This is a genomic window from Paenibacillus sp. FSL L8-0708 (assembly GCF_038009325.1).
Classification (GTDB): Bacteria; Bacillota; Bacilli; order Paenibacillales; family Paenibacillaceae; genus Paenibacillus_AQ; species Paenibacillus_AQ odorifer.
In genome coordinates this window covers 4,726,997-4,753,447 of record NZ_JBBPBC010000001.1, presented here as the reverse complement: position 1 = coordinate 4,753,447, position 26,451 = coordinate 4,726,997, and the positions used below count along the sequence as shown (strand labels likewise).

Here is a 26,451-nt window from a genome sequence, read left to right as displayed (position 1 = left end):
TGAAGAATTGAATAAAGGCAAGCATCAGAAGAGCGGAACACGTACACGTAGTGTTCCGTCTTTTGCAGAAAGTGAGGGTATACATTTGGAACAGCCGGTATTTAAGAGAGTAGTCCTTAAGGTAAGTGGAGAGTCTTTGGCAGGACAAAACGGATATGGTATTGATGCCGACATGATTATTTCCATCGCTGAACAGATCAAGGAAGTTGTAGAACTTGGCGTTCAGGTTGCGATTGTTTGTGGCGGGGGGAACATTTGGCGCGGGATCGCGGGCAGCGCAAGCGGCATAGATCGCGCTACTGCAGATTATATGGGCATGCTGGCAACAGTAATGAACTCACTTGCACTGCAGGATGCATTGGAGCAAATCGATGTGCCAACAAGAGTACAGACTTCGATCTCGATGCAGCAAATTGCTGAACCATACATTCGTCGTCGTGCGATTCGCCACTTGGAGAAGGGCCGTGTTGTTATTTTTGCAGCAGGCACAGGTAACCCATTCTTCTCAACAGATACTACTGCAGCACTTAGAGCGGCAGAGATCGAAGCAGAAGTTATTCTGATGGCGAAAAATAAGGTTGATGGAGTATATTCTGCTGATCCGTTCAAAGATAGTACCGCTGAGAAATTCGAACAGCTTACTTATATGGATGTTCTGAACAAAAACCTCGGTGTTATGGATTCAACAGCTTCATCTTTATGCATGGATAACAATATACCGCTCATTGTATTTGCCATTACAGAACAAGGCAATATCAAACGTGTCGTTCTCGGTGAGAAGATCGGAACGATTGTTAAAGGGAGTGTAGATTAATGCCACAATCGGTCAAAAAAAATGCTGAAGAGCGTATGGAAAAAGCGATTTCATCGCTAAAACGTGACTTGGCGACATTACGTGCAGGACGTGCAACAACATCGCTTCTCGATCGTATTCAAGTTGAATATTACGGGGCACCTACTCCAATTAATCAGCTGGCCAACATTAGCACTCCGGATTCCCGGACACTGTTGATTCAGCCGTGGGACAAAACATCGATGTCTGATATTGAACGGGCGATCATGAAATCCGATATCGGATTGACACCTGCCAATGACGGCACCATTATTCGTCTTTCTATCCCTCCGCTGACTGAAGAGCGTCGGACGGACTTGGTTAAGCTGACTAAGAAATTTGGTGAAGAAGCGAAAGTTGCGATCCGCAACATTCGCCGTGATGCCAACGATGATATTAAAAAGATGGAGAAAAACGGTATCTCTGAAGATGAGTCCCGTGGCCATCAGGAAGACATTCAAAAAACAACGGATAAGTTCATAGCCGAAGTTGACAAAGTGCTTGTTTCCAAAGAAAAAGAGATTATGGAAGTTTAATGATATTCAAGAGACTGAAGGCCCCTCCGTTAATGGTGGGGTTTGTCTCTTTCTGATAAGAGCTTGGAGGAAACGGAAATGATCAAACGGATTCAAGCGTGGCTGAGCCGTAAAGACAGGCAACAGTCAGTCGAGATTTCACCGGATAACATTCCCCGGCATGTGGCTGTGATAATGGATGGTAATGGACGCTGGGCTAAACGGCGCGGCTTACCGCGCGTTATGGGTCATCAGAACGGCATGAAGGCTGTCAAACGTGCTACGATCGCTGCAGACGAATTAGGTATTAAATACTTAACGATGTATGCGTTCTCGACAGAAAACTGGATACGCCCGAAAGAAGAAGTCGATTACTTGATGCGTTTGCCTGGGGAGTTTCTGGCGATTGAGCTTGATGAGCTAATCGAGAAGAATGTTCAAGTACGCATGATGGGTGACGCTGACGCTTTACCTTCATATACCCGTAAGGCTATGGAAGAGGCGGTAGCTCGAACAAAAGAGAATACTGGATTGATCTTAAATTTTGCTCTTAACTATGGTGGACGCAATGAAATAGAAGGCTGTATGCGCAGTTTAGGGAAAGATATCCAAGCTGGTATATTGTCGCCAGAAGAAATTACATCAGAGTTGATTAACAACAGACTATTAACTGCTGGTTTACCCGATCCTGATTTGCTGATACGTACAAGCGGAGAAATTCGGCTTAGCAATTTTATGTTATGGCAGGTTGCCTATAGTGAACTGTGGTTTACTGATGTGTACTGGCCTGAGTTCGACAAAGAGCATTTGCATCAGGCCGTTGCTGAATATCAACGACGAACACGCCGTTATGGTGGACTGAAGTAGCTTGTTAGGAGATGGAACCTTTGAAGCAGCGATTGATTACCGGAATTGTTGCCGGAATATTATTTTTAGGGTTATGTGTACTGGGAAACTGGCCGTATCAGGTTCTGCTTATTGCTATGGCTCTTATAGGTTTTTATGAATTTGTCAAAATGATAGGTATTCCTACGCTTTCCGGTACTACTGTTCTGGGTTACGCAGCTATTCTAAGCTTCATGATCCCATGGAATTTGCTTGGTGTTAATGAGCCGTTGTCCTGGGAGCAAGGGATTTGGATTCTGCTGTTATTGTTCCTTCTGGTCACCGTTTTTACTAAAAATAAATTAGATATTCGAGTAACAGCCTTGCTGTTTACTGGTATTGTATACATTGGAATGGGCTTCTCTTATATGGCCGTGGCTCGTGCATCGGATGACGGACATGGTTTGTTCTGGACTTTTTTGCTCCTGTTCTGCATTTGGGGCAGTGATGCGGGGGCATATTTTGTAGGCAGAAGCTTTGGCAAGAACAAGCTCTGGCCGGCCATCAGTCCTAACAAAACGGTGGAAGGTGCTGTTGGCGGGGTACTGATCTCGATGCTTATTTCTATCGTGTTTGCGCTGCTTGCTCCTGAACACTTGACGATAGGACGAGCATTGCTTATTGGGCTTTCTTGTGCGATATTAGGACAGCTTGGAGATCTTGTGCAGTCAGCTTATAAACGTGCGTATGGCATTAAAGACTCAGGTACACTTTTGCCAGGGCATGGCGGTATTCTTGATCGATGTGACAGCTGGATTATCGTATTTCCATTCGTACATATTGTAATGCTTATGCCTTACTATTAAACGAAGGGAGAGAGAGTATAACTATGAAAAAAATAAGTGTTCTAGGTTCGACGGGTTCGATCGGCACTCAGACTCTAGATGTCATCGCAATGCACCCAGACTCTTTTGAAGTAGATGGCTTGGCGGCCGGAACAAATACAACATTATTGCTGGAGCAAGTTCGTCGTTTTAACCCGCGTAGAGTCTCTGTGGCAACGAAAGAGCTGGCAGATGAGATTAGATCCAGCCTACCTTCTGGTATAGAGCTTTACAGCGGGAATGAAGGGCTTGTTGAAGTGGCGGCTGGCGGCGATGCCGAAATGGTCGTAACGGCTGTTATGGGGAGCGTAGGGCTTCAATCAACACTAGCGGCAATTGAAGCTGGCAAACATATTGGACTCGCCAATAAGGAGACATTAGTAACGGCCGGACATTTGGTCACTAATCTCGCTAATCGTAAGGGAGTTAAGCTGTTGCCGATTGATAGTGAGCATTCAGCTATTTATCAATGTCTCAATGGCGAGAACATCTCAGATATTGCCTACATTACTTTAACAGCATCCGGCGGCTCATTCCGCGACTTCACGCGTGATCAGCTTAAGGATGTGACGGTAGAAGATGCGCTTCGTCATCCGAATTGGAGCATGGGCGCGAAAATAACGATAGATTCTGCTACAATGGTGAACAAGGGCCTAGAGGTTATTGAAGCGCATTGGTTATTCGGTCTTCCGTATGAACAAGTGAATGTGCTGCTGCACCCGGAGAGCATCATTCACTCTTATGTTGAATTCCGTGACAGCAGTATTATTGCCCAGCTTGGCAATCCCGATATGCGTGTCCCGATTCAATATGCACTTACTTATCCAGCTCGTTGGGAATCTCCGGCACAGCGGTTGTCGTTAGCTGAGATAGGACGTTTGACCTTCCGTGAAATGGACTTTGAACGTTACCCTGCACTGAAGCTAGCGATAGATTGTGGAAAAGCTGGTGGAACGGCGACTACAGCTTTTAATGCTGCGAACGAAATAGCTGTTGCTCGATTCTTGAGTCATGAGATCTCGTTCCTGCGTATTGAGGAGATTATCGGAGAAGTGCTAGATCGTCATAATAACGAGCATAATCCGAATCTGGAACAAATTGAATCCTGTGATAGACGTGTTCGAGAACTGGCAGCTACGCTGTAGAACGTAGAAAGATATCCTTTTCAAAATATAAGAAAGTATAAGTTTCACTTTATACATTATCCTTATATTTCTCGCGTAAACGCGTACCGTCTCCTTAAGGGACACCGATGGCGTTATTGCTTGACTGGAAATACTTACTTTGCCCTAAAAATAGGTTGGGACAGTTGATTCTCTTGTGCCTGATCGGAGAATAATGATAAATTAAGAGGACATACTTCGGTCTTACACCTAAAGGGGGATGATACGTTTGGAAATGGTTCAGGTCGTTTTTTTAACGGTGCTCATGTTTTTTGTACTTGTGACTGTACACGAATGGGGTCACTATTATTTTGCCAAACGCGCCGGTATTCTCGTGAGGGAATTTGCTATCGGTTTCGGTCCGAAACTGTTTTCTTATAAACGGAATGAGACTCAGTTCACTCTTCGCTTACTGCCTTTTGGCGGTTATGCCCGTATGGCTGGTGAAGATCCTGAGATTGTCGAGATAGGTTCTGGACAGACCATTGCGGTAAGGCTCGGACAAGACAATAAAGTTAAAAATATTTATCTGGATGCACTAGACACCCGTAGAAATGTTATCCGTGGTGAGGCGCTGAATACCGATCTCGAGGATAAATTGCAGATTACCTTAGATGTGGACGGAGAAGTTACTACTTATGATGTTCATCCGCAAGCGATGATGATTAAAGGGACGCAACAGACACAAATTGCACCTAAAGATCGTCAATTCGGCAGCAAGACCGTGGGTCAGCGTGCGTTGGCTATTGTTGCGGGTCCTGTGATGAACTTTCTGTTAGCTTTTGTACTCTTCGCCATCCATTTGCAAATGGTCGGTATTCAAGTTGAAAATCCTACTTTTGTTAAGATTGGCGACGTCTCCGAAGGAATGCCTGCGCAAGAAGCAGGACTCCAAAAGGGCGACATCATTGTCTCCATCAATGGTGAGAAGATCGGTGCTGATTACCAAAAAATGATTAGCTTGACCTCGGAGTCCAAAGGGAAAGAAATGAACTGGACGCTGCAGCGGGGCGAGGAAACCCTTAACGTTACGCTAGTTCCTCGTAGTATGGAAGGGCAAGAAGGCGGTAAAATAGGCATCACTCCTGAGCTGCCTACTCGTAAAGCTGGTTTTGGCGAGACGATAACAGGTTCAGGAAAAGCTATGGTCGATACGACAGAAGCTATCTTTTTGGGCTTTAAACAATTGATCAATAAATTCAATATGGATGATATTGGAGGTCCGGTTCGTACGTTTGAGGTAACCGGTCAAATTGCTCAACAAGGTATTCAGTATCTTACATACTGGGCCGCTATTTTGAGTCTATATCTGGGAATATTTAACCTCTTGCCGATTCCGGCACTCGATGGAAGCCGTCTGGCATTCCTAGGTGTAGAGGCACTGCGTGGCAAACCTGTGGATCCGGGTCATGAAGGCATGGTTCACTTTGTAGGTTTTGCACTGCTATTTTTATTAATGATTGCTGTTACGTATAATGATATTTTACGTTTGATCAGCGGCTAATTTTCTTCGGGAGGCATTCCATTACATGGCAAAAGATAAACAATTCGTTACGGAAATCACGCCGCAAAGCGAGGATTTCTCACGCTGGTATATTGATGTTATTAAAAAAGGAGACTTGATGGATTACTCTCCTGTTCGTGGCTGTATTGTATTTAAGCCAGAAGGCTATGAAATATGGGAGCATATTCAGGAGGAAATGAACCGTCGCCTCAAGGAAACTGGGCATCGAAACGCTTATTTTCCAGTGTTCATTCCAGAGAGTTTCTTTCAGAAGGAAAAGGATCACATTGAAGGCTTTAATCCAGAGCTGCCATGGGTAACAGAAGCGGGTGGTGACGTACTTGAGGAACGTCTCGCAGTTCGTCCTACTTCAGAGACCATGTTTGGCCACATGTACTCCAAATGGATTCAATCTTATCGTGACCTTCCTGTACTTATCAATCAATGGGCGAACGTGGTTCGTTGGGAGAAACGTACATTGCCATTTATCCGCACTACTGAGTTTCTTTGGCAAGAAGGGCATACCGCGCATGAGAATGAAGCGGAAGCTCGTGAAGAAACTATGCGGATGCTGGATAACTACCGTGATTTTGTCGAGACCTATCTTGCCATTCCGGTTATTACCGGACAAAAGACACCTTCCGAGCGTTTTGCCGGTGCGGTAGATACGTATTCTATTGAAGCGATGATGAAGGATGGACGCGCTGTTCAGGCTGCTACTTCACATTACCTCGGCACCAAGTTTGCCACAGCTTTTGAGATTCAATATTTAAGCCGTGACAATAATTTGGAGTATGTACACACTACTTCATGGGGCTCAACCACTCGCTTGATTGGCTCCCTGATTATGGTGCATGGAGATGACCGCGGTCTTGTTCTGCCGCCTAAGGTAGCTCCAACGCAAGTTATTATGATTCCTATCGGACCTCCTAAGACCCGCGAAGCTGTGATTGGGCGGACGGACGAGCTGTTCAAGGAATTGAAGAATGCTGGCGTTCGTGTACGTGTGGATGATCGTTCAGATGTTACCCCAGGCTGGAAGTTTAATGAATATGAAATGCGTGGAGTGCCAGTACGTTTGGAGCTTGGACCACGTGACATGGAGAATGGCGTCTGCGTTCTCGTCTCACGTGTCACCGGTGAGAAGAAGGTTATTCAACAGGAAAACCTCGTAGAAGAGGTTCAAACAATGCTTGAACAGGTTCACAATGAAATGTTCGAACGTGCACTGAAATTCCGTGAGGACCATTTCTATTCTGTAGATTCCTTGGAGGAAATGAAAGCTTCGATGGACGAAAAACGTGGATTTGCTCTAGCGGGATGGTGTGGTTCCGAAGAATGCGAGTCCAAAGTTAAGGAAGAGACAGGTGCGGGTAGCCGCAATATTCCTTTTGATCCAGCGGAGACTAAGCAAGTCTGCATATGCTGTGGCCAACCAGCCAAGCATACTGTGGTTTTTGCAAAGGCATATTAATCTTTAGGCACCGATCAACAGTCTTGTAGTATTTTAATTTAGCTTCTGGCGAGAGGAGTCGGCGGGCCGTAAGAACCCAATGCTTTTTGAACCCAGAAGCTTTTTAAAATATAAGAATTTATAGGTTTTCGCTATAAATTCTTATATTTTTACGAGAAACAGTTGTCGTCTTTAAAAGTCGACTACATCGTTTCTTCTTATCATATTGTACTTTCACTGTATATCATGGATAGTTTTAACTGGGTTATTAAAGGTGGGAGGAAAGCATGGAACAAAACCAGGAGAGAAGAAAAAGGTTCGAGCTCTTGATGAAGCAGGGTGAAATTCCACCTGCAATCATGGACCCCTACTTTTTGGATGGGTATATAGAACGTGTTGAGATCAGTCGTGGCAACCGGGACTGGCAAATCGTTATAGCGAAAGATAGTCTGGTTCCAGCACAGGTATATCGGACATTTTGCCTTAGAATGCGTGAGAAGCTACAGCATATAGCTAAAGTAAGCTTTTTGTTCATATATGATGAGAAGGTTAGCAGAACGGAGCTTGTCCAGGAATATTGGGGACTGTTTCTGGAGTGGGTACATCGGGAGATTCCATCGGTAAACGGCTGGCTGACCCGCTCTTCACAGGAGCTTAAAGAGGATACTTTAATGTTAACGATGAGTGATTCCACTTCGATGGAGTTAGCTCGCAAAAAAAGCATCGATGGAGCAATTATTAAATTTTATGATAAATATTTCGGTCTCTCCTTAAAGGTTAAATTACTAATGGCGGAGAACGAAAATAATAATGTTGAAGCATTCGAAGAATTTCAGCAAAAGCTTCAGCAAGAACAACGCGAGATCGTTGAGCAGATGATGACTGCTGTGGAAACAGAAGCTCCTGCTGATGATAGCGATCCTAATGAAGTAATTAAGCTTCAAGTGGGGTATGAAATTAAGGAACAGGCCGTGCCGATTCTTGAAATTCAAGATGAAGAGAAGAAAATTACAATTCAGGGTACCATTTTTGGTCTGGATCGTAAGGAGCTTCGCAATGGCAGTACCTTGTTCACTTTCAGTCTGACCGATTTTACGGATTCTCTACAAATGAAGATGTTCGCGAAGACTAAAGATGATCTGAAGGTTATGAGTCAGCTAGCTAATGGCAAATGGGTAAGAGCACGCGGGAAAGTAGAATATGACCGTTTTATGCAGATTCCTGAGCTCGTGATGATCCCTTCGGATTTAACGGAAGTTAAGGCACCGCCTGCGCGTAAAGATACAGCTCCTAAGAAACGGGTGGAATTCCACCTTCACACTACGATGAGTACGATGGATGCGGTCACTCCGATCACTACCTATGTCAAAACAGCTGCCCAGTGGGGGCATCCTGCGATTGCGATTTCTGATCATGGCGGCGTTCAGGCTTTTCCTGATGCAAACCATGCAGCTCATAAGCATAAGATAAAAATGATTTATGGCGTGGAAGCTAATGTTGTAAATGACTCTGTGAATATTGTCGAGAACGCTCAGCCTTTGGACTTGAAGACAGCTACCTATGTAGTGTTTGATATAGAAACCACGGGTTTATCGATTACCCGCAATAATATTACGGAGCTGGCGGCCATTAAAATGTGCGAAGGCAAAGAAGTAGACCGTTATTCTACTTTTGTTAATCCGCATGAGAAAATCCCTTATCATATTCAGCAATTGACCAATATTACGGATGAAATGGTTAAGGATGCTCCTGATCTTGAGCCAGTACTGCGTAAGTTTGTTGAATTTGTGGGTGATAGTATCCTTGTAGCTCATAACGCCAGATTTGATATGGGTTTTATTCAGGCCTCGTTACGTAAAATAGGTGAACCTGTGCTTTCGAATCCATCTCTTGATACGCTTGAGCTCGCGCGGTTACTATATCCAAGCATGAAGAATCACAGGCTGAACACATTAGCCGATAAATATAAAGTTCTTCTGGAAAGCCATCACCGTGCGATTGATGATACCATAGCACTCGGCGGTATATTAACAGGATTGCTCGCAGATGCTGAAAAGATGAAGGGCATGACCCGCCTTGATCGACTAAACGATTATGTGGGTAATGATCTTTCGAACACACGACCGTTCCACTGTAATATTTATGCACTAAATCAAATAGGGAAAAAAAATCTCTATAAGCTCATTTCCATGTCACATACGGAATATTTCAAACGTGTACCTTGTATTCCGAAATCCAAGCTGGAAGAGCATAGAGATGGACTGCTCGTGATTTCGGGTTGTGAACGTGGAGAGTTTTTTGAAGCAGTACTCAACAAAACGACTGAGGAAGCCATGGAGGTTGCTCATTTTTATGATGTGCTGGAGATTCAGCCATTGACCATGTACATGCACTTGGTGGACAAGGGCTTTGTAGCAGGCCCTGATGAGCTTCGCGATGTAGTCCGGAAGGTTTGCGAAATAGGGGAACAGTTGAATAAACCTGTTATCGCAACGGGGAATGTGCATTATCTTGAACCCCGGGACAAGCTGTATCGTGATATTACGATTAATGGGATCACGGGCTTTAGTCCGCTTAAAGACCAACGCAAACCGGATGCACACTTCCGCACAACAGATGAAATGCTGTCTGAATTCGAATTTCTTGGTGCTGAAAAAGCGATGGAAGTCGTTGTCACAAATACAGTTGAGCTGGCGGAGCGTTTTGAAGAACTGGAGCTATTTCCAGATAAGCTATTTACACCAATTATTGACGGGGCGGACGAAGAAATTCGCGAGACCTGCTACAATACTGCCAAATCCATTTACGGTGAAGAGCTGCCTGAGGTAGTTATTGCCCGTTTGGAGAAAGAGCTTGCACCGATTATTAAATACGGGTTCTCTGCCAACTATTTGATTTCTGAACGTCTCGTTAAAAAGTCAAATCAGGATGGGTATCTCGTAGGCTCACGGGGTTCCGTAGGTTCTTCTGTAGTAGCTACATTTCTAGGAATTTCAGAAGTTAATCCTTTACCTGCACATTATATTTGCCTTAACCCCGAGTGTCGCCATAATGAATGGTTCCTGGACGGTAGTGTGCGGAGCGGATTTGATTTACCAGATAAAGTCTGCCCGGATTGCGGTCAGAAGCTCAAAGGTGAAGGCCAGGATATTCCGTTCGAGACCTTCCTTGGATTTAAAGGGGATAAAGTCCCCGATATCGACTTGAACTTCTCAGGGGAATATCAGCCGAATGCACATAACTTTACCAAAGAAATGTTTGGTGAGAAAAATGTATTCCGTGCCGGAACGATTGGTACCGTAGCTGAGAAGACAGCCTTCGGATTTGCAAAAAAATACGAAGAACTTCACCAGAAACGTTGGCGTGGAGCTGAAGTTGGCCGTCTGGCGGCTGGCTGTACAGGCGTTAAACGTAGTACGGGACAGCATCCGGGTGGTATAGTCGTTGTTCCAGACTATATGGAGGTAGAAGATATTACGCCAGTACAATTCCCGGCGGATGATGTCAATGCTGAATGGAAGACCACACACTTTGATTATCACGCTTTTGACGCGAATTTGCTGAAGCTTGATATTCTGGGTCATGATGATCCGACGATGATGCGGATGCTTCAGGATTTGACAGGTGTTGATCCAACTTCTATCCCGATGAATGACCCGAAAGTAATGAGCATGTTTAACTCTACAGATGCACTTGGAGTAAGACCTGACGAAATCAGATCACCGGTTGCGACCTATGGTGTGCCCGAAATGGGTACCAAGTTCGTACGTCAAATGCTTATTGAGTCGAAGCCGTCCAGCTTTGCTGACTTACTGCAAATATCAGGTTTGTCTCATGGTACTGGAGTTTGGCTTGGTAACGCTCAAGAACTTATAAAGAATAACACTTGTAACATTAAGACCGTTATCGGTTGTCGTGATGACATCATGCTCTTCTTAATTTATAAAGCGGGAATGGATGCGAGCTTGGCCTTTAAAATTACCGAGAGTGTTCGTAAAGGTAAAGGTTTGTCTGACGAATGGATCGAGGAAATGAAAAAGTGCAAGGTCCCACAATGGTATATTGATTCTTGTCTAAAGATTCAATACATGTTCCCGAAGGCGCATGCTGCTGCATACGTAATTTCTGCAGTACGTACCGCCTACTTCAAGCTGTATCATCCTATTGAATATTATGCGACTTATTTCTCTGTACGTGCAGCAGATTTTGATATTGAATTGTGCTGTAAGGGGTATGAAGCCATCAGCCGTCAGATCGTAGAAATTGAGCAAAAAGGATTTCAAGCTTTGCCTAAGGAAAAGGCTATGTTGCCTGTCCTTGAGATGGCTTTGGAGATGACGGCACGTGGGTTTACATTCAAAAACATTGATCTTTACCGCTCAGAAGCGAATAAGTTTATTGTTGATGACAAGAGTTTGATTCCTCCGTTTTCTGCTTTAGCGGGAATTGGTGAGAATGCTGCTATCAACATAGCTGCTGCGAAAGATGCTGGCGAGTTCCTGTCTATTGAAGATTTCCAGCAGAAATCAAAGGCAAGTAAGACGGTTATTGAGCTGCTGACCGGCATGGGCTGCTTCCGCGGCTTACCGGAAAGCAATCAACTTTCCCTATTTTAAAGGCTTTAACAACACTTATTTCATGGCTAGAAAAGAGTGCTCCAAAGGGGGAGTCAAGGGCTAGCACTTGTCAGTCCAGTTTCCCTATGGTATAATTTCTTTGGTAATAATGAGATAAGTCCGTTGTGTAAAGAGTGGGGAAACCCACTCTTTATCTTTGGTATATAGCAAAAGACAAGTTCGTGGAGGTAATTTTCTTTTGAGCACACCCAAATCTAAAATTAAACAAACGGTAGAGCAGATGCTCGGGCCCTATCTCGACGACAATGGTTTCGAACTGGTGGACGTTGAATACGTGAAGGAAGGCTCCAATTGGTTTCTGCGTATATTCGTAGATAAAGAAGGCGGCATTGATATTGATGACTGCGGGATCATTAGCGAATATTTCAGTCAGAAGTTAGATGAGAATGATCCTATTCCTGAGGCATATTTCCTTGAGGTTTCCTCGCCGGGAGCAGAGCGTCCTCTCAAAAAAGCTGCGGATGTAGCTAAAGCGGTAGGTAAGGACGTGTATGTGACTGTTTATGAGCCGATTCAAGGACTCAAAGAATTTGAAGGTCGTTTGCTCTCGTTCGAGAACGAGGAACTGCTCATCTCCGCGGGCAAAAAAGAACATGTAGTACCGTACGCCAAGGTCGCAAGTGCGAGATTGGCCATTATTTTTTAACGTCTTGAAAGGGGGGCCGGAAATTCATGAGTATGGAGTTTATTGAAGCAATGAATGAGCTGGAGAGGGAGAGAGGCATCAGTAAAGATGTGCTGTTTGAAGCGATTGAAGCGGCGCTGATCTCTAGTTATAAACGTAATTTCAATGCAGCACAGAACGTGCGTGTTGACATGAATCGCAATACAGGTGTCATTAAAGTGTTTGCCCGCAAGTTAATTGTTGAGGAGGTCCTGGATACAAGGACTGAAATCTCATTGCCGGCAGCCAGAGAAATTAACCCGCATTTCCAGCTGGAAGATATCGCTGAGCTTGAAGTGACACCGCGTGATTTTGGACGTATTGCCGCACAGACTGCTAAGCAGGTTGTAACTCAACGAATTCGCGAGGCAGAGCGTGGACTTATCTATAATGCTTTTATCGACAAAGAAGATGATATCGTTACTGGACTAGTTCAACGTCAAGATATGCGGAACATTTACATTGATCTTGGTAAAATCGAAGCGGTTCTTCCGCTTAGCGAATTGATGCCAGGTGAAAAGTTCAAACAAAGCGAACGCATCAAGGCTTATATCACAAAAGTTGAGAATACAACAAAAGGTCCGCAGATTATGCTCTCCCGCAGTCATCCTGGATTACTGAAGCGTCTGTTCGAGCTTGAAGTTCCTGAAATATTTGACGGTGTAGTTGAGATTCGTTCTGTAGCCCGTGAAGCTGGCTTCCGCTCGAAGATTGCTGTGTATTCCCGCAATCCAGAAGTAGATCCCGTTGGTTCTTGCGTAGGTCCAAGAGGCACACGCGTTCAGACCATCGTTACTGAGCTTCGCGGTGAGAAGATCGATATCGTCCGTTATTCTGATCTGGTGCAGGAATATGTTGCGAATGCACTTAGCCCTTCAAAGGTTCTTGAAGTTCAAGTCTTTGAAGCGGAGAAGATGGCGAGAGTGATCGTTCCTGATTATCAATTGTCACTGGCTATCGGTATTAAAGGGCAAAATGCACGTCTTGCCGCTAAACTTACCGGCTGGAAGATTGATATCAAGAGTGAAACTCAAGCGGAGCAGGAATACGGCAGACCGAAATCTTCTATTGATGAAATGCATCAGGATTCCGTCTCCATAGATTAATTAACCTGCTTGACGGGAGGCGTTTGTTATGAAACAAAAAAAGGTGCCGCTGCGTAAATGCGTTGCTACCCAAGAGATGATGCCTAAAAAAGAGCTGATTCGTGTGGTAAGAACGCCTGAAGGTGAAGTGCTGATTGATCTGACGGGCAAGAAGTCAGGCCGTGGTGCTTACATATGCGGCAAGCTTGAATGCTTTCAGCTGGCACAAAAGAACAAAGCACTTGACCGTGCATTGAAATGTCAAGTGAGTCCTGAAATCTACGCCCAGCTAGCCCGGGAGTTTACTTCCGTGGAAGAGCAGTTTCTAGCAGCAAAGGATAGTGAGGATAATGAGTAAGGCGCTTTCTTATTTAGGGCTTGCCATGAGAGCAGGCAAGATAGTCACCGGTGACGAGGCTGTACTCAAAGCTGTACGGTCTTCAGAGGCGAAGCTGGTCGTTCTGGCAGGTGACGCTTCAGATAATACCCAAAAAAAGTTCCGTGATAAATGCGGAACTTACGATATTCCACTAGTAATCGCATTTCACCGGGATGAACTCGGTGCAAGTATTGGTAAAGACCAGCGTGTAGTACTGGCCATTACGGATAAAGGATTCGCGGAAATGATCTCCAAGCAACTCGGAGATACTGTCGGAGGTGGATTTATTGACTAAAGAAGAGAACAAAGATAAATTGCGCGTGTACGAATACGCCAAGTCACTAAACATGAGCAGTAAAGAAATTATTACTATTCTGAAGCGTTTGAATGTACCTGTGAATAATCATATGAGTGTCATGGAGAATGGATCCGTGAACAAAGTTGAACAGTTCTTTAAGGATATCAAATCAAACGCTGCAGCCAAGCGGGATACCGGCACCAGCAGCCGGCCGGTAACAACCGGTGCGGTAACAGCCGAACCTCAAAGTGCTCAGAATGCCAACAAAAATCAACAGGAAAAGCAGGTAGGTATGAACAGTAACCAAAACAACAACCAATCGACGACGTCCCCAAGGCCCCAAAGCGGACAAGATTCCCGCAGAACACAAACAGGTTCAACGCAGAATGCACGTCCGCAACAAAGCGGTGCTCCACGTACTAACAGTACTAGCAGTACTAGCAGTACTAGCAGCAGCCGCCCGCAAGGCAGCACTACTGGCGGCAATCGCCCACAAGGTAGCAATACCGGTGGCAGCCGCCCGCAAAGCAGTAATACTGGCGGCAACCGTCCACAAGGTAGCAATACCGGTGGCAGCCGTCCGCAAGGCAGCAATACTGGTGGTAGCCGCCCACAAGGCAGCAACACTGGTGGAAGCCGTCCACAAGGCAGCAACACAAGTGGCAGCCGTCCGCAAGGACAAAGCAGTGCACCACGCACTGACAGCCGTCCACAAGGTCAATCTGGCACAGGCGGAGGTTTCACACGCGGTGATGACAGAGGTCCTAAAAAGAACACAACTGGTGGCAGACCGAATAATAATCAAAGACGTTTCGATGATGGTAAAGGTGGTAACTACCGCGGTCGTGGTGGTAAGAATGGCCGTGGCAAGAACCAGCCAATGGTACACCGCGAGAAGATCGATAACACGCCTAAGAAAATCATCGTTCGTGGCAGCATGACCGTTGGTGAAACAGCGAAATTGCTTCACAAGGATGCTTCTGAAGTAATCAAAAAGCTGATTTCGATGGGTGTTATGGCTACCATCAACCAAGAACTTGATATCGACACCATTTTGCTACTCGCTGCTGAATTTGGCGTAGAAGTAGAAGTGAAGATTCCTGTTGACGAGGACAGCTTCGAAACAGTGGAAGAGAATGACAATGAAGAGGATCTTCAGACTCGTCCTCCAGTAGTTACTATTATGGGTCACGTTGACCATGGTAAAACTACACTACTTGATGCTATTCGTTCGACCAATGTGACGCTAGGCGAAGCCGGCGGAATCACTCAGCACATCGGTGCTTATCAAGTCGAAATCAACCAAAAGAAAATCACGTTCCTTGATACACCTGGTCACGAAGCATTTACTGCTATGCGTGCTCGTGGTGCACAGGTTACGGATATGACAATTATCGTAGTAGCTGCTGATGACGGTGTTATGCCTCAGACCGTTGAAGCTATTGCACACGCTAAGGCTGCTGGACTTCCGATTATTGTCGCTGTTAATAAAATCGACAAACCGGGTGCAGATCCTGATAAGGTGAAGCAAGAGCTTACAAGTTATGAACTTGTTCCTGAAGAGTGGGGTGGAGATACCATCTTCGTTAACCTCTCTGCGAAACAACGTATTAACTTGGAAGAACTGCTGGAAATGATCCTGCTCGTAGCTGAAGTTAATGAGTACAAAGCGAACCCTGACAAACGGGCACGCGGTACTGTTATAGAAGCTGAGCTTGATAAATCCCGTGGACCAGTTGCTCGTATACTCGTTCAGAACGGTACGTTGAAAGTCGGCGATGCCTTTGTAGCAGGTAACTGCTTCGGACGTGTACGTGCGATGGTCAATGATAAAGGTCGTAAGATCAAAGAAGCTGGACCATCTACTCCAGTAGAAATTACTGGTTTGACTGAGGTGCCACAAGCTGGCGATCCGTTTATGGCTTTTGAAGACGAGCGTAAGGCGCGTGCGATTGCTGATAGACGTTCTACTTCCCAACGTCAATCTGAGCTGAATACGAACACCCGTGTAACTTTGGATGATCTGTTCCAGCACATTAAAGATGGCGAGATCAAAGACCTTAACGTGATTATCAAAGCTGACGTACAAGGTTCAGTCGAGGCGCTTAAAGGATCCTTGGCTAAGATCGAAGTGGAAGGCGTGCGCGTGAAGATCATTCACAGCGGTGCTGGTGCGATTACTGAATCCGATATTACGCTTGCAGCAGCATCGAATGCTATCGTTATCGGCTTTAACGTTCGTCCAGACGCACAGACCAAAGCAGCTGCTGAGCAAGAAAAAGTAGATGTTCGTCTGCACAACATTATCTACAACGTAATTGAAGAAATCGAAAGTGCCATGAAAGGTATGCTCGATCCTATCTATAAAGAGAATGTTATCGGTCACGCCGAAGTTCGCAGCGTGTTCAAAATCAGCAAAGTGGGAACCATTGCAGGATGTATGGTTACTTCCGGTAAAATTACCCGTAATGCTGAAATGCGCTTGATCCGTAGCGGAATCGTAGTGTTCACAGGTAAGGTTGATACTTTGAAACGTTTCAAAGATGATGCCAAAGAAGTGGCGCAAGGTTATGAATGTGGCATAACTTTGGAACGCTATAATGACGTCCAAGAGGGCGACATTATCGAAGCGTTTCTTATGGAAACTGTAGAGCGCTAAGCGAAGAGGTGAATATAGATGTCTAAAATTAGAGCAGGACGAGTGGGCGAGCAGATCAAGAAAGAGCTTAGTCAACTTATCCAAAGCGGTCTGAAAGACCCTCGAATCGGTTTTGTAACTGTAACTGGCGTAGACGTGACTAACGATCTATCGCAAGCCAAGGTATACCTAAGCGTGTTCGGGGATGAAGAGCAGAAGTCAGACTCGCTTAAAGCGATTGAGAAAGCCAATGGTTTTCTTCGCTCAGAGCTTGGCAAGGCCATTCGCCTTCGGCATACACCGGAGCTGATCTTCAAGTTCGACGAATCTGTCGCTTATGGCAGTCATATTGAGAAGCTTCTTGGAGAGCTTCATAAGAACGATTAGAAATAAGTGATTAAAGTGGGGTTCAAAATAGCGTTATGCTATTTTGAACAACCTTTAAAAAGGAGACGGCGAATGCAGAGCTATGAACAAAGTCTCCAGCAGACCCGTGAGTTTCTGCTGGAACACGACGATTACCTTGTAGTGTCGCATGTTCAGCCGGACGGAGATGCAGTCAGCTCCACCCTTGCGGTGGGCTGGCTTCTCTCATGTCTGGGCAAAAAATATACTATGCTGAATGAAGGACCGATCCCGAAGCGAATGGAATACCTATGGCATTCGGATGAAATCATCAATATGGCCTCTAGTGAACCGCCCCGTCAATACAGCAACGTCATCTGTGTGGATTGTGCGGATTTTCAGCGTGTAGGGCTGACAAATCGCTATTTTGCGAATGAGGCTCTTATCCTGAACATTGATCACCATCCAACAAATAACGGTTATGGATTCGTTAATTTAATCAAACCGGATGCAGCTGCGACAGCGGAAATTTTGTTCGACCTGCTGAAGACATTCGAGATCGAATGGGATATTGATATCGCCACAGCTATATATACGGGTCTGTTAACAGATACCGGTGGTTTTCGTTATACCAACACATCACCAAAAGTAATGGCAGCTGTATCTGAGCTATTATCCCTTGGGGTTAACGGTCCTGAACTCGCTGAGACATTGCTTGAAGAAATGACGCTGCCACAGGTTAAAATATTAAATAAAGCCTTAAATACGCTGGAATTATCTCCTGAAGGAGATATTGCCTGGCTATATGTTACACCCGAGCATATGATCGAATGTGCTGCTGCTAATGAAGATTTGGAAGGAATCGTAAACTACCCTCGTAATATTCGGGGCGTGGAAGTAGGCATTCTTTTTAAAGTTATTCACGAACATGCGGTCAAGGTTAGCCTGCGTTCTGCCGGTAAAGTTGACGTGGCTGCATTGGCGCAAACGTTTGGAGGCGGCGGTCATACCCGTGCTGCAGGTGCGCGTATAGAAGCTACGCTTGAAGAGGCAATAGCTCAGGTGCTTGAGGAGGTAAGACGTCATTTATGAGTGAATTAGAAGGTGTTCTGGCGGTTTATAAACCGGCAGGCTTCACTTCACATGATGTTGTAGCCAAGGCACGTCGGATTCTCGGCATGAAACGAATTGGTCATACGGGGACACTAGATCCCCAAGTGACTGGTGTATTGCCGCTTTGTCTGGGACGTGCGACTCGCGTTGTGGAGTATATTCAGGAGCTGCCCAAAGAATATGTGGCAACACTGAGACTGGGGATGTCCAGTGATACTGAAGACTTAACTGGAACCATTACGGAAACTGTTGATGAGGTTCATGTAACTGAGGAAGAGATTCTTGCAGTACTTGCCTCTTTCAAAGGCGTAATTTCTCAGGTTCCTCCCATGTACTCTGCGGTGAAAGTCGACGGCAAACGTCTTTATGAATTGGCTAGAGAAGGCAAAACCGTTGAACGGAAAAGTCGCGAAGTAGAGATTTATGAAATCGAAATGACGGATATGACTTGGGAAGGTAATCATCCCGACATCACTTTCCGGGTATTATGCTCCAAAGGCACGTATATTCGTACACTTTGTGTAGATATCGGTCGTGCGCTTGGACTGCCGGGTGTAATGGTGAAGCTGGAGAGAACAATGTCGGCAGGAATTTCTGCCAGCCATTGTTTATCCCTTGAGGATATTGCCGCGCACAAGGAAGCCGGAACATTGGAAGATCATTTAATCGCTGCTGATGAGGCAATTTCGCATTTGCCTAAGCATACCGTTATGGATGAGAAGAAGAAGGCAGCACTGCAAGGGCAACGTTTGTCTTCGCGGTTCATTGCTCCAGAAGTGAAGACAACAGGTCAAATTCGGCTATACGATCTTCAGGGATTGTTTCTTGGCATTTATGAGCTGGAAGAGACAGGTGCTATTGCCCCAGTAAAGGTGTTTGCACAAGCTTAAATCAATTTTACCAAGTGAATTGTAGGTGAGAAACAGCGTGAGAACCGTAACGTTAACCTATCCGATGTCGCCGGAGACTGCTGCCGAATGGGCACAACCTCAAGTGGCTGCTCTAGGGCAGTTTGACGGCCTGCATCGTGGACATGCCAGCGTCATTACATCCGCTGTAGCCTTAGCCCGTAAACAAGGTGTGCCGGCTGCAGTCCTTACATTTCATCCTCATCCCAAAGATGTTATGGGTAAGGGAGATTATGAAGGGTACTTGACGCCACCCTTTGAAAAGCAAGAGATTCTTGCCAGCATGGGTGTCGATATCCTGTATGTTGTTGAATTTAATGAGCAGCTTTCCCGGGTTAGTCCACAGAATTTTGTCTCTGTTATGCTTTTACCGCTACATATTGTAACAGCAGTTGTTGGCTTTGACTTTCGCTTTGGCTACCAAGGTGAAGGCGATGTTGAGATGCTTCGCAAACTGGGTGAAGGTGTTATGAATGTGGAAGTTGCTCCTCCTTTTCTGCTTGAAGGTGAAAAGGTTAGCAGCTCCGGCATTCGTAAAAGTCTCCAAAATGGAGATCTGGGGCTGGCAAACTCCTGGTTCGGACGTTGCTATCATCTGCGTGGTGAAGTGGGGCATGGTGAGAAGAGAGGCCGCACAATTGGTTTTCCAACTGCCAATTTGAAGCTCAGTGATCATTTTGTCATTCCGACCAAAGGTGTATATGCGGTCCGAGTCTTTTATAAGGATAAAGTTCTGTACGGGGTTATGAATGTGGGTGTTAAACCAACCTTTCATGAGGGTGTGTTAACTCCGAGCTTTGAGGTTCATCTTTTTGACTTCGAGGGTGACCTGTATGATCAAGAGCTTAAGGTAGAATTGGTAGCTTACATTCGTCCAGAACGGAAGTTTGACTCCATTGGAGCATTGATTACTCAGATTGGCGAGGATGCAGAAACCGCGAAGAAGATTCTGGAGTATAATTTATAGTCATACCGGACAAGCCGTTTACTTTTGTTAATGGAGATGCTATACTAAGTAACGTTGCTGGCTTACAGCATCATAACCTTAGCTTGGTTGCACGTTCTCACCGACGGTGACGAGGCTAGTGGCGATTATATTGAAGGAGGTGAACAGGATGGCATTAACTCAAGAACGTAAACATCAATTGATCGACGAGCACAAAACTCACGAATCCGATACTGGATCCCCTGAGGTGCAAGTTGCTATCCTAACGGAGAACATCGTTAATTTGACTGACCACTTGCGTACGCACAAGAAAGATCATCACTCCCGTCGTGGATTGTTGAAAATGGTTGGACAACGTCGTAAACTTCTGGCGTATTTGAAAAACAAAGACATCAGACGTTACAGCGCCCTGATCGAAAGACTGGGATTGCGTCGTTAATTTTCCATAAGATTACTCTTAAAGCAGCCTGGTTGTATACCGTATGTCCTTCTCGGAGCGACAGCGGGACAGCTGGGTTGCTTTTTGAAAATTTAGGGAAAACTTAATATTAGGATCGATGAGATTATTCGCAAAAACGGCGACTTTACTTTTCAGTAAGGCCCAGCCGTTTCTTCTTATATGCATACAGAATAGGCAGCCTCCCTTTGGGACAAGCCTTTCCAATTCATTTAGATCGATATGTGAACCTGCTATTTTAGACTGCGGGTCTACTACTATTCAAGGAGGTATTTATGGAAAAACGTGTAGAAATGCAGCTGGGTGGAAGACGCCTTGTGCTGGAAACGGGCCGCCTGGCTAAACAAGCAAACGCAGCCGTTATGGTGCGTTACGGGGACACTTCGGTATTATGTACCGTTACGGCTTCAAAAGAGCCTAAGGATCTGGATTTTTTCCCGCTTACAGTTAACTATGAGGAAAGATTATATGCGGTAGGTAAAATTCCTGGCGGATTTATTAAACGGGAAGGTAGACCGAGTGAGAAAGCGATTCTGTCAAGCCGTTTGACAGACCGTCCAATCAGACCACTATTCCCTGAAGGATTCCGTAACGATGTTCAGGTATTGAACATGGTAATGAGTGTGGATCAGGACTGCGCACCAGATATTGCTGCTATGATCGGTACTTCAGCAGCACTAAGTATTTCCGATGTGCCTTTTGATGGACCCATCGGCGGCGTTGCTGTAGGTCGGATTAATGGAGAGTTTGTGATCAATCCGGATATGTCTCAGCAAGCAATCAGTGATGTTTATGTGGTGGTTGCTGGAACGAAGGATGCAATCATGATGGTTGAAGCAGAAGCGAACGAAGTGACGGAAGATGTGATGCTCGAAGCGATTATGTTCGGTCATGATGAAATCCGCAAGATCGTTGCAACCATTGAAGAACTGGTTAAAGTGGCTGGTAAAGAAAAAATGGCTGTGAAGCTGCATACAGTGAATGCTGACGTGAATACTGAGGTCCGTGCATTTGCTGAAGCTCGTCTGGTGGAAGCCGTTAAAATAGCTGAAAAACATGCGCGTCAGGAAGCGATTGATGTCGTTAATGATGAAGCGGTTGCGTATTTCGTAGAGAAGTACATAGAAGCACCGGAGCTTCTGAAAGATGTTAAAGAAGTCCTACATGATATCGTGAAGGATGAAGTAAGACGTCTAATCACACATGATAAGGTTCGTCCAGATGGACGTAAACTTGATGAAATCCGTCCGATTGAATGTGATACAAGTCTGTTACCGCGTACACACGGTTCCGGTCTGTTTACACGTGGACAAACACAAATCCTTAGCGTTTGTACTCTTGGGGCACTAGGTGATGTGCAAATTCTTGACGGAATCGATCCTACTGAAACGAAACGTTTCATGCACCATTACAACTTCCCGCCGTTCAGCGTAGGGGAAGCTCGTCCGCTTAGAGCACCAGGACGCCGTGAAATCGGTCATGGAGCACTTGGAGAACGTGCATTATCCAAGGTTATTCCTAGTGAAACTGAATTCCCGTACACGATTCGTCTAGTATCAGAAGCGATTGAATCTAACGGTTCTACTTCCCAGGCAAGTATCTGTGCCAGCATTCTGGCTATGATGGACGCTGGTGTGCCAATCAAAGCACCTGTAGCCGGCGTAGCAATGGGTCTGATCAAAGACGGAGAGCATGTCTCCATCCTGACGGATATTCAAGGTATGGAAGATCATCTCGGAGATATGGACTTCAAGGTAGCTGGTACAGCAGAAGGTGTTACAGCTATTCAAATGGACATTAAGATTGCCGGTATCGATCGCAAAATTCTTCAGGATGCACTTCAGCAGGCTAAAGAAGGCCGTCTGTTCATCTTGGACAAAATGAATGAAGCGATCTCTGCGCCAAGACCTAATCTGTCCAAATATGCTCCAAAAATCATTATTATCAACATCAATCCGGACAAAATCCGTGATGTTATCGGTGCTGGCGGTAAGATTATCAATAAAATTATTGAAGAAACCGGCGTGAAAATCGACATCGAACAAGATGGCCGTGTCTTTATCGGTTCTTCAGATGAAGAAATGATCCAAAAGGCGCGTTCGATTATCGAAGGACTTGTGCGTGAAGTACAAGTTGGAGAAATCTATGTGGGTACAGTTAGACGTATTGAGAAATTTGGAGCATTTGTTGAACTAATTCCGGGTAAAGACGGATTGGTACACATTTCCCAATTGTCTACTGAGCGCGTAGCTAAGGTTGAAGATGTTGTAGCTGTCGGGGATACAATTACCGTTAAAGTTACCGAAATCGACCAACAAGGCCGGGTTAACCTGTCGCGTAAAGCGGTATTGACTTCGGAAACTGGAGCTAAAGCTTAAGTTTCGATTGTAGAGGTACCTTTTCTAAAGTACCTAATAGCATAATAAAAGGAGACAGAAGCGATTGCGTTCTGGCTCTTTTTTTATATGAAATAAAGTAATGTGCATCACTATCACGCCTCTGGCCTCTGTTCTTATGACATAAATTCCTCTCTTGTCTCATAGATTGGGACAAAGTGTCTTTGTATTCGTGTGGAACGGACTACAAGTCGTTTCTACCGGGGAGGAAGTCGTCATGAAGACGGAAAAAGTGGCTTTAGTGGTTGCTTGTATTGCGATCGTGATAGGAATTGGCAGCACTCAGGGACCGGTAAAGGACATGCTTGCGCAATTGAAGCCGCAGGATGACCTAGCTGTGTGGAAGGATATTTCTAAGGCGGAGAACAATGATCTTCGGGCACGGATTGAGACCGCCGCAGCCAAGCTTAATGCCCCTCCAGTGAATGCTGTGGTTGATCGGGTATGGAAGGCGATTCCGGGTTATAACGGGCTTGAAATTGATGTAGAGAGTACATATCGGAATGCTCTTTTGGCACCAAAAGAACCTATAAAATTTGTGTATCGGCAGATCGAACCACAGATATCCCTGAATCAACTGGGGGCTGAACCCATATATCGTGGGAATCCGGCTAAGCCGATGGTATCGCTGATGATTAATGTGGCGTGGGGAAATGAGTACATTGTGCCAATGTTGGATGTTTTGGATGAAGAGAACGTTAAAGTTACGTTTTTTCTGGATGGGAGCTGGCTGAGTAAAAACCCGGAACTGGCTAAAGAAATGCTAAAACGCGGTCATGAGATGGAGAATCACGCTTATACCCACCCTAATATGAGTACTTTAAGTCGTGCACGAGCTACTGTAGAAATTGAGAAGACACAAAAGCTGTTAAAGGAATCGCTTGGAGTCACTAATAAATGGTTCGCCCCCCCTTCTGGTGATTTCGATCAGGAGACGGTAGAAATTGCAGGCAGCTTAGGGCTCAAAACCGTACTATGGACCGTAGATACCGTAGATTGGCGAAATCCGTCTCCTGAATCTGTGGTTGCCAAAATCACAAGCAAAGCGGAACCCGGCACTCTAGTCCTAATGCATCCCACAGCCGCATCCTCCAAAGCTCTGAAGGCCATGATACGTGGAATCAAAGCAAAAGGGTTACAGCTAGGCACAGTAAGTCAAACGCTCTCAGCAGAGCGGCTAATCCCCTCTAATGTTGAGTGAGAGATGTATTTCTGGTAGGATTATAGGCACGTGTAATTAAATTAGATAGAACATGGCTATTAGCCAGGAGGACTTGAAGTGGAAAAAATAGTGTTATCCAATGGTTTACGAGTGGTAATGGAGAAAATCCCGACCGGCCGGTCCGTTTCTTTCGGAATCTGGGTAAAGACAGGCTCTCGGAATGAACATCCTGGAAACAACGGGATATCCCATTTTGTAGAACATATGCTTTTTAAAGGTACGGATCGGTACAGCGCCAAGGATATTGCTGAGCAGTTTGACGCCATCGGCGGCAATGTAAATGCGTTTACCTCAAAGGAATATACATGTTATTATGCTAAAGTATTGGATGAGCATCTGCCTATCGCTGTAGATGTGTTAGCGGATATGTTCTTCCGTTCACGGATGGACGCTGAAGAGCTGGAGAAAGAAAAGAATGTCATCCTTGAGGAAATTTCCATGTGCGAGGACACGCCGGATGATCTTGTGCATGATTTGATGTGTGCTGCTGCCTACAAGGACCATCCGCTTGCGTATTCCATCCTCGGCTTGAAGGAACGGCTAATGGAGATGAAGCCGGATGATCTTCGGGCGTATATGAAGGAACAATACACGATTGAGAATACGGTTATAAGCGTTGCCGGCAACATCAGTGATGGATTGATTGAACTGCTGGAACAGCATTTTGGTTCTTTTGATAATCATGGTACAAGTGCGCCGCTGACTCCACCAGATTACTATGGAGAGCTCTTATTTCACCGCAAGAAAACAGAGCAGAATCACATCTGTCTTTCCTTACCAGGTGTCCGTTCTGGCGATCCCCTGCAGTATGCTATGGTGCTGATTAATAATGCCGTAGGCGGAGGGATGAGCTCCCGCATGTTCCAGGAAATTCGTGAAAAGCGCGGATTAGCTTATTCGGTGTATTCCTATCACAGCTCCCAGGCAGATTCTGGTCTGTTTACGGTCTATGCTGGAACAGCGCCCAAGCAAACAAAGGATGTCATGGAGTTAATCAAGGAAATGATGTACGAACTTGCTACCAACGGCCTCAGTGAAGATGAGCTGAGAAAAGGTAAGGAGCAGCTTAAAGGCAGCCTCATCCTTAGTCTCGAAAGCACTAGCAGCCGAATGAACCGTATCGGAAAAAATGAACTTATGCTCGGAAGACATAATACATTGGACGATATGATCGCCAAAATTCAGCTAGTGACGATGGACAATATCAACAGTGTGCTGGACCATATGTTCGCGGAGCCGCTTTCTTTAGCGATGGTAGGCTCATCAGATAAAGCTATTGCAAATGTTAGGAGAGATGATCTTGTCTTATTACGTACAAATCAATAAACTTGCTGGAAACGAGGATGTAAATCTTCCTTGTAAAATGTCGGAGCAAGCTTCCGGTTATGATCTTTATGCTGCCGTTGCGGGTGAAATTGTACTTGCACCAGGAGAGCGGGCATTAATTCCAACAGGGATTTCACTGGCTATGCCAGAGGGGCTTGAAGCGCAGATCCGTCCGCGTAGTGGACTGGCCTTGAAGCACGGGATTACCTGCTTGAATACACCTGGAACTATAGACGCCGATTACCGCGGAGAGATCAAAGTGCTCTTGATCAATCTGGGGCAGGAGCCTTTTGCTATCGCTCGCAATGAGCGGATTGCCCAAATGGTATTTCAAGCCGTTCCAGTGGTTAATTTGGTGGAAGTGGAAGAGTTGTCCGAAACTCAACGCGGAGCCGGAGGCTTTGGCCATACTGGCAAGTAAGAGTGTTGTTACAATTCATTTAAAAAGCTTACGAATTCATGCCCAAGGTATGATTCGTGAGCTTTTTTTGATATGCAGAGTTAATTATCCAAAACTTTAATTTCTTCGATTGTTAAGCAGATAGCATTTTATAAAGTGCTAACTGCAGTGCCATCTGCAGTGCCATCTGCAGTGCCATCTGCTACTCCAACTAATCCCGACTTCCCCATCGAATAAACTCAGCATTTTCATTGGCGCTCTGCCACTACTCTAACCCTACCGTCAAATTAAAGACGAAGCCCCTATCGGACCCCAGTGCTCTTATTTATAACAATTCTGCTTAATTCGGCTGTTTTCGGACCCCAGTGTCACTATTTGATCAAAAACACCTGATATCGAGCCTGTTTATATCGAATAAGAGCACTCCAGTCCGAAACTCCTCCTAAAAGGCAAAAAATACA

The 26,451-nt window shown here is 45.3% G+C and carries 22 protein-coding genes; all 22 read left to right on the top strand.

Going from position 1 to position 26,451, the window contains the following annotated elements:
• Nucleotides 1-85 precede the first annotated feature (85 nt).
• Nucleotides 86-814, top strand: a complete 729-nt coding sequence (pyrH, locus tag NYE58_RS22690) for a UMP kinase (RefSeq protein WP_036688491.1) — start codon at nucleotides 86-88, stop codon at nucleotides 812-814.
• On the top strand, nucleotides 814-1,368 hold the full coding sequence (gene frr / locus NYE58_RS22685) for a ribosome recycling factor (RefSeq protein WP_076127832.1): 555 nt from the start codon (nucleotides 814-816) through the stop codon (nucleotides 1,366-1,368). The genes pyrH and frr overlap by 1 nt, the downstream gene beginning before the upstream one ends.
• Nucleotides 1,369-1,446: 78 nt before the next feature.
• Nucleotides 1,447-2,214: an isoprenyl transferase gene (locus NYE58_RS22680; protein ID WP_076127834.1), complete on the top strand. Its 768-nt coding sequence runs from the start codon at nucleotides 1,447-1,449 to the stop codon at nucleotides 2,212-2,214.
• Between the two features lie 20 nt (nucleotides 2,215-2,234).
• Nucleotides 2,235-3,038 (top strand): phosphatidate cytidylyltransferase, encoded by an 804-nt coding sequence (locus tag NYE58_RS22675; protein WP_076276212.1) that lies wholly within the window; start codon nucleotides 2,235-2,237, stop codon nucleotides 3,036-3,038.
• Nucleotides 3,039-3,061: 23 nt separating this feature from the next.
• On the top strand, nucleotides 3,062-4,201 hold the full coding sequence (locus tag NYE58_RS22670; protein ID WP_076182634.1) for a 1-deoxy-D-xylulose-5-phosphate reductoisomerase: 1,140 nt from the start codon (nucleotides 3,062-3,064) through the stop codon (nucleotides 4,199-4,201).
• A gap of 247 nt (nucleotides 4,202-4,448) precedes the next feature.
• Nucleotides 4,449-5,723 (top strand): RIP metalloprotease RseP, encoded by a 1,275-nt coding sequence (gene rseP, locus NYE58_RS22665; RefSeq protein WP_076127839.1) that lies wholly within the window; start codon nucleotides 4,449-4,451, stop codon nucleotides 5,721-5,723.
• A gap of 25 nt (nucleotides 5,724-5,748) precedes the next feature.
• Nucleotides 5,749-7,197 (top strand): proline--tRNA ligase, encoded by a 1,449-nt coding sequence (proS, locus tag NYE58_RS22660; RefSeq protein WP_036688477.1) that lies wholly within the window; start codon nucleotides 5,749-5,751, stop codon nucleotides 7,195-7,197.
• Nucleotides 7,198-7,463: 266 nt separating this feature from the next.
• Nucleotides 7,464-11,792 carry a PolC-type DNA polymerase III gene (locus NYE58_RS22655; RefSeq protein WP_076276213.1) on the top strand — a complete coding sequence of 1,443 codons (4,329 nt, stop codon included), beginning with the start codon at nucleotides 7,464-7,466 and terminating at the stop codon, nucleotides 11,790-11,792.
• Nucleotides 11,793-11,991: 199 nt separating this feature from the next.
• A complete protein-coding gene (gene rimP, locus NYE58_RS22650; RefSeq protein ID WP_076127842.1) occupies nucleotides 11,992-12,459 on the top strand; it encodes a ribosome maturation factor RimP in 468 nt (155 codons plus the stop codon).
• 26 nt (nucleotides 12,460-12,485) lie between these two features.
• Entirely contained in the window at nucleotides 12,486-13,583 is a 1,098-nt protein-coding gene (nusA, locus tag NYE58_RS22645; RefSeq protein WP_036688470.1) for a transcription termination factor NusA, read from the top strand.
• A gap of 28 nt (nucleotides 13,584-13,611) precedes the next feature.
• Nucleotides 13,612-13,920 carry an RNase P modulator RnpM gene (gene rnpM, locus NYE58_RS22640; protein ID WP_036688467.1) on the top strand — a complete coding sequence of 103 codons (309 nt, stop codon included), beginning with the start codon at nucleotides 13,612-13,614 and terminating at the stop codon, nucleotides 13,918-13,920.
• Nucleotides 13,913-14,236, top strand: coding sequence for a YlxQ family RNA-binding protein (locus tag NYE58_RS22635; RefSeq protein ID WP_036688466.1), 324 nt, complete (start codon nucleotides 13,913-13,915; stop codon nucleotides 14,234-14,236). Before rnpM ends, NYE58_RS22635 begins: the two co-directional genes overlap by 8 nt.
• Nucleotides 14,229-16,898, top strand: coding sequence for a translation initiation factor IF-2 (infB, locus tag NYE58_RS22630; protein ID WP_076276214.1), 2,670 nt, complete (start codon nucleotides 14,229-14,231; stop codon nucleotides 16,896-16,898). Before NYE58_RS22635 ends, infB begins: the two co-directional genes overlap by 8 nt.
• Nucleotides 16,899-16,916: 18 nt before the next feature.
• On the top strand, nucleotides 16,917-17,264 hold the full coding sequence (rbfA, locus tag NYE58_RS22625) for a 30S ribosome-binding factor RbfA (protein ID WP_076127845.1): 348 nt from the start codon (nucleotides 16,917-16,919) through the stop codon (nucleotides 17,262-17,264).
• 72 nt (nucleotides 17,265-17,336) lie between these two features.
• A complete protein-coding gene (locus tag NYE58_RS22620) occupies nucleotides 17,337-18,314 on the top strand; it encodes a DHH family phosphoesterase (RefSeq protein WP_076106341.1) in 978 nt (325 codons plus the stop codon).
• Nucleotides 18,311-19,225, top strand: coding sequence for a tRNA pseudouridine(55) synthase TruB (truB, locus tag NYE58_RS22615; RefSeq protein WP_076127847.1), 915 nt, complete (start codon nucleotides 18,311-18,313; stop codon nucleotides 19,223-19,225). The genes NYE58_RS22620 and truB overlap by 4 nt, the downstream gene beginning before the upstream one ends.
• Before the next feature lie 37 nt (nucleotides 19,226-19,262).
• Nucleotides 19,263-20,210 carry a bifunctional riboflavin kinase/FAD synthetase gene (locus NYE58_RS22610; RefSeq protein ID WP_076127848.1) on the top strand — a complete coding sequence of 316 codons (948 nt, stop codon included), beginning with the start codon at nucleotides 19,263-19,265 and terminating at the stop codon, nucleotides 20,208-20,210.
• Between the two features lie 148 nt (nucleotides 20,211-20,358).
• A complete protein-coding gene (rpsO, locus tag NYE58_RS22605; protein ID WP_036656390.1) occupies nucleotides 20,359-20,628 on the top strand; it encodes a 30S ribosomal protein S15 in 270 nt (89 codons plus the stop codon).
• Nucleotides 20,629-20,921: 293 nt separating this feature from the next.
• Nucleotides 20,922-23,024 carry a polyribonucleotide nucleotidyltransferase gene (gene pnp / locus NYE58_RS22600; protein ID WP_076127850.1) on the top strand — a complete coding sequence of 701 codons (2,103 nt, stop codon included), beginning with the start codon at nucleotides 20,922-20,924 and terminating at the stop codon, nucleotides 23,022-23,024.
• 235 nt (nucleotides 23,025-23,259) lie between these two features.
• The gene (locus NYE58_RS22595; RefSeq protein WP_076182607.1) at nucleotides 23,260-24,243 is read left to right on the top strand and encodes a polysaccharide deacetylase family protein; all 984 of its coding nucleotides are present in this window, start codon (nucleotides 23,260-23,262) and stop codon (nucleotides 24,241-24,243) included.
• Between the two features lie 78 nt (nucleotides 24,244-24,321).
• Nucleotides 24,322-25,590, top strand: coding sequence for a M16 family metallopeptidase (locus NYE58_RS22590; RefSeq protein WP_036688449.1), 1,269 nt, complete (start codon nucleotides 24,322-24,324; stop codon nucleotides 25,588-25,590).
• Nucleotides 25,565-26,011 carry a dUTP diphosphatase gene (gene dut, locus NYE58_RS22585; protein WP_172628834.1) on the top strand — a complete coding sequence of 149 codons (447 nt, stop codon included), beginning with the start codon at nucleotides 25,565-25,567 and terminating at the stop codon, nucleotides 26,009-26,011. The genes NYE58_RS22590 and dut overlap by 26 nt, the downstream gene beginning before the upstream one ends.
• Nucleotides 26,012-26,451 lie beyond the last annotated feature (440 nt).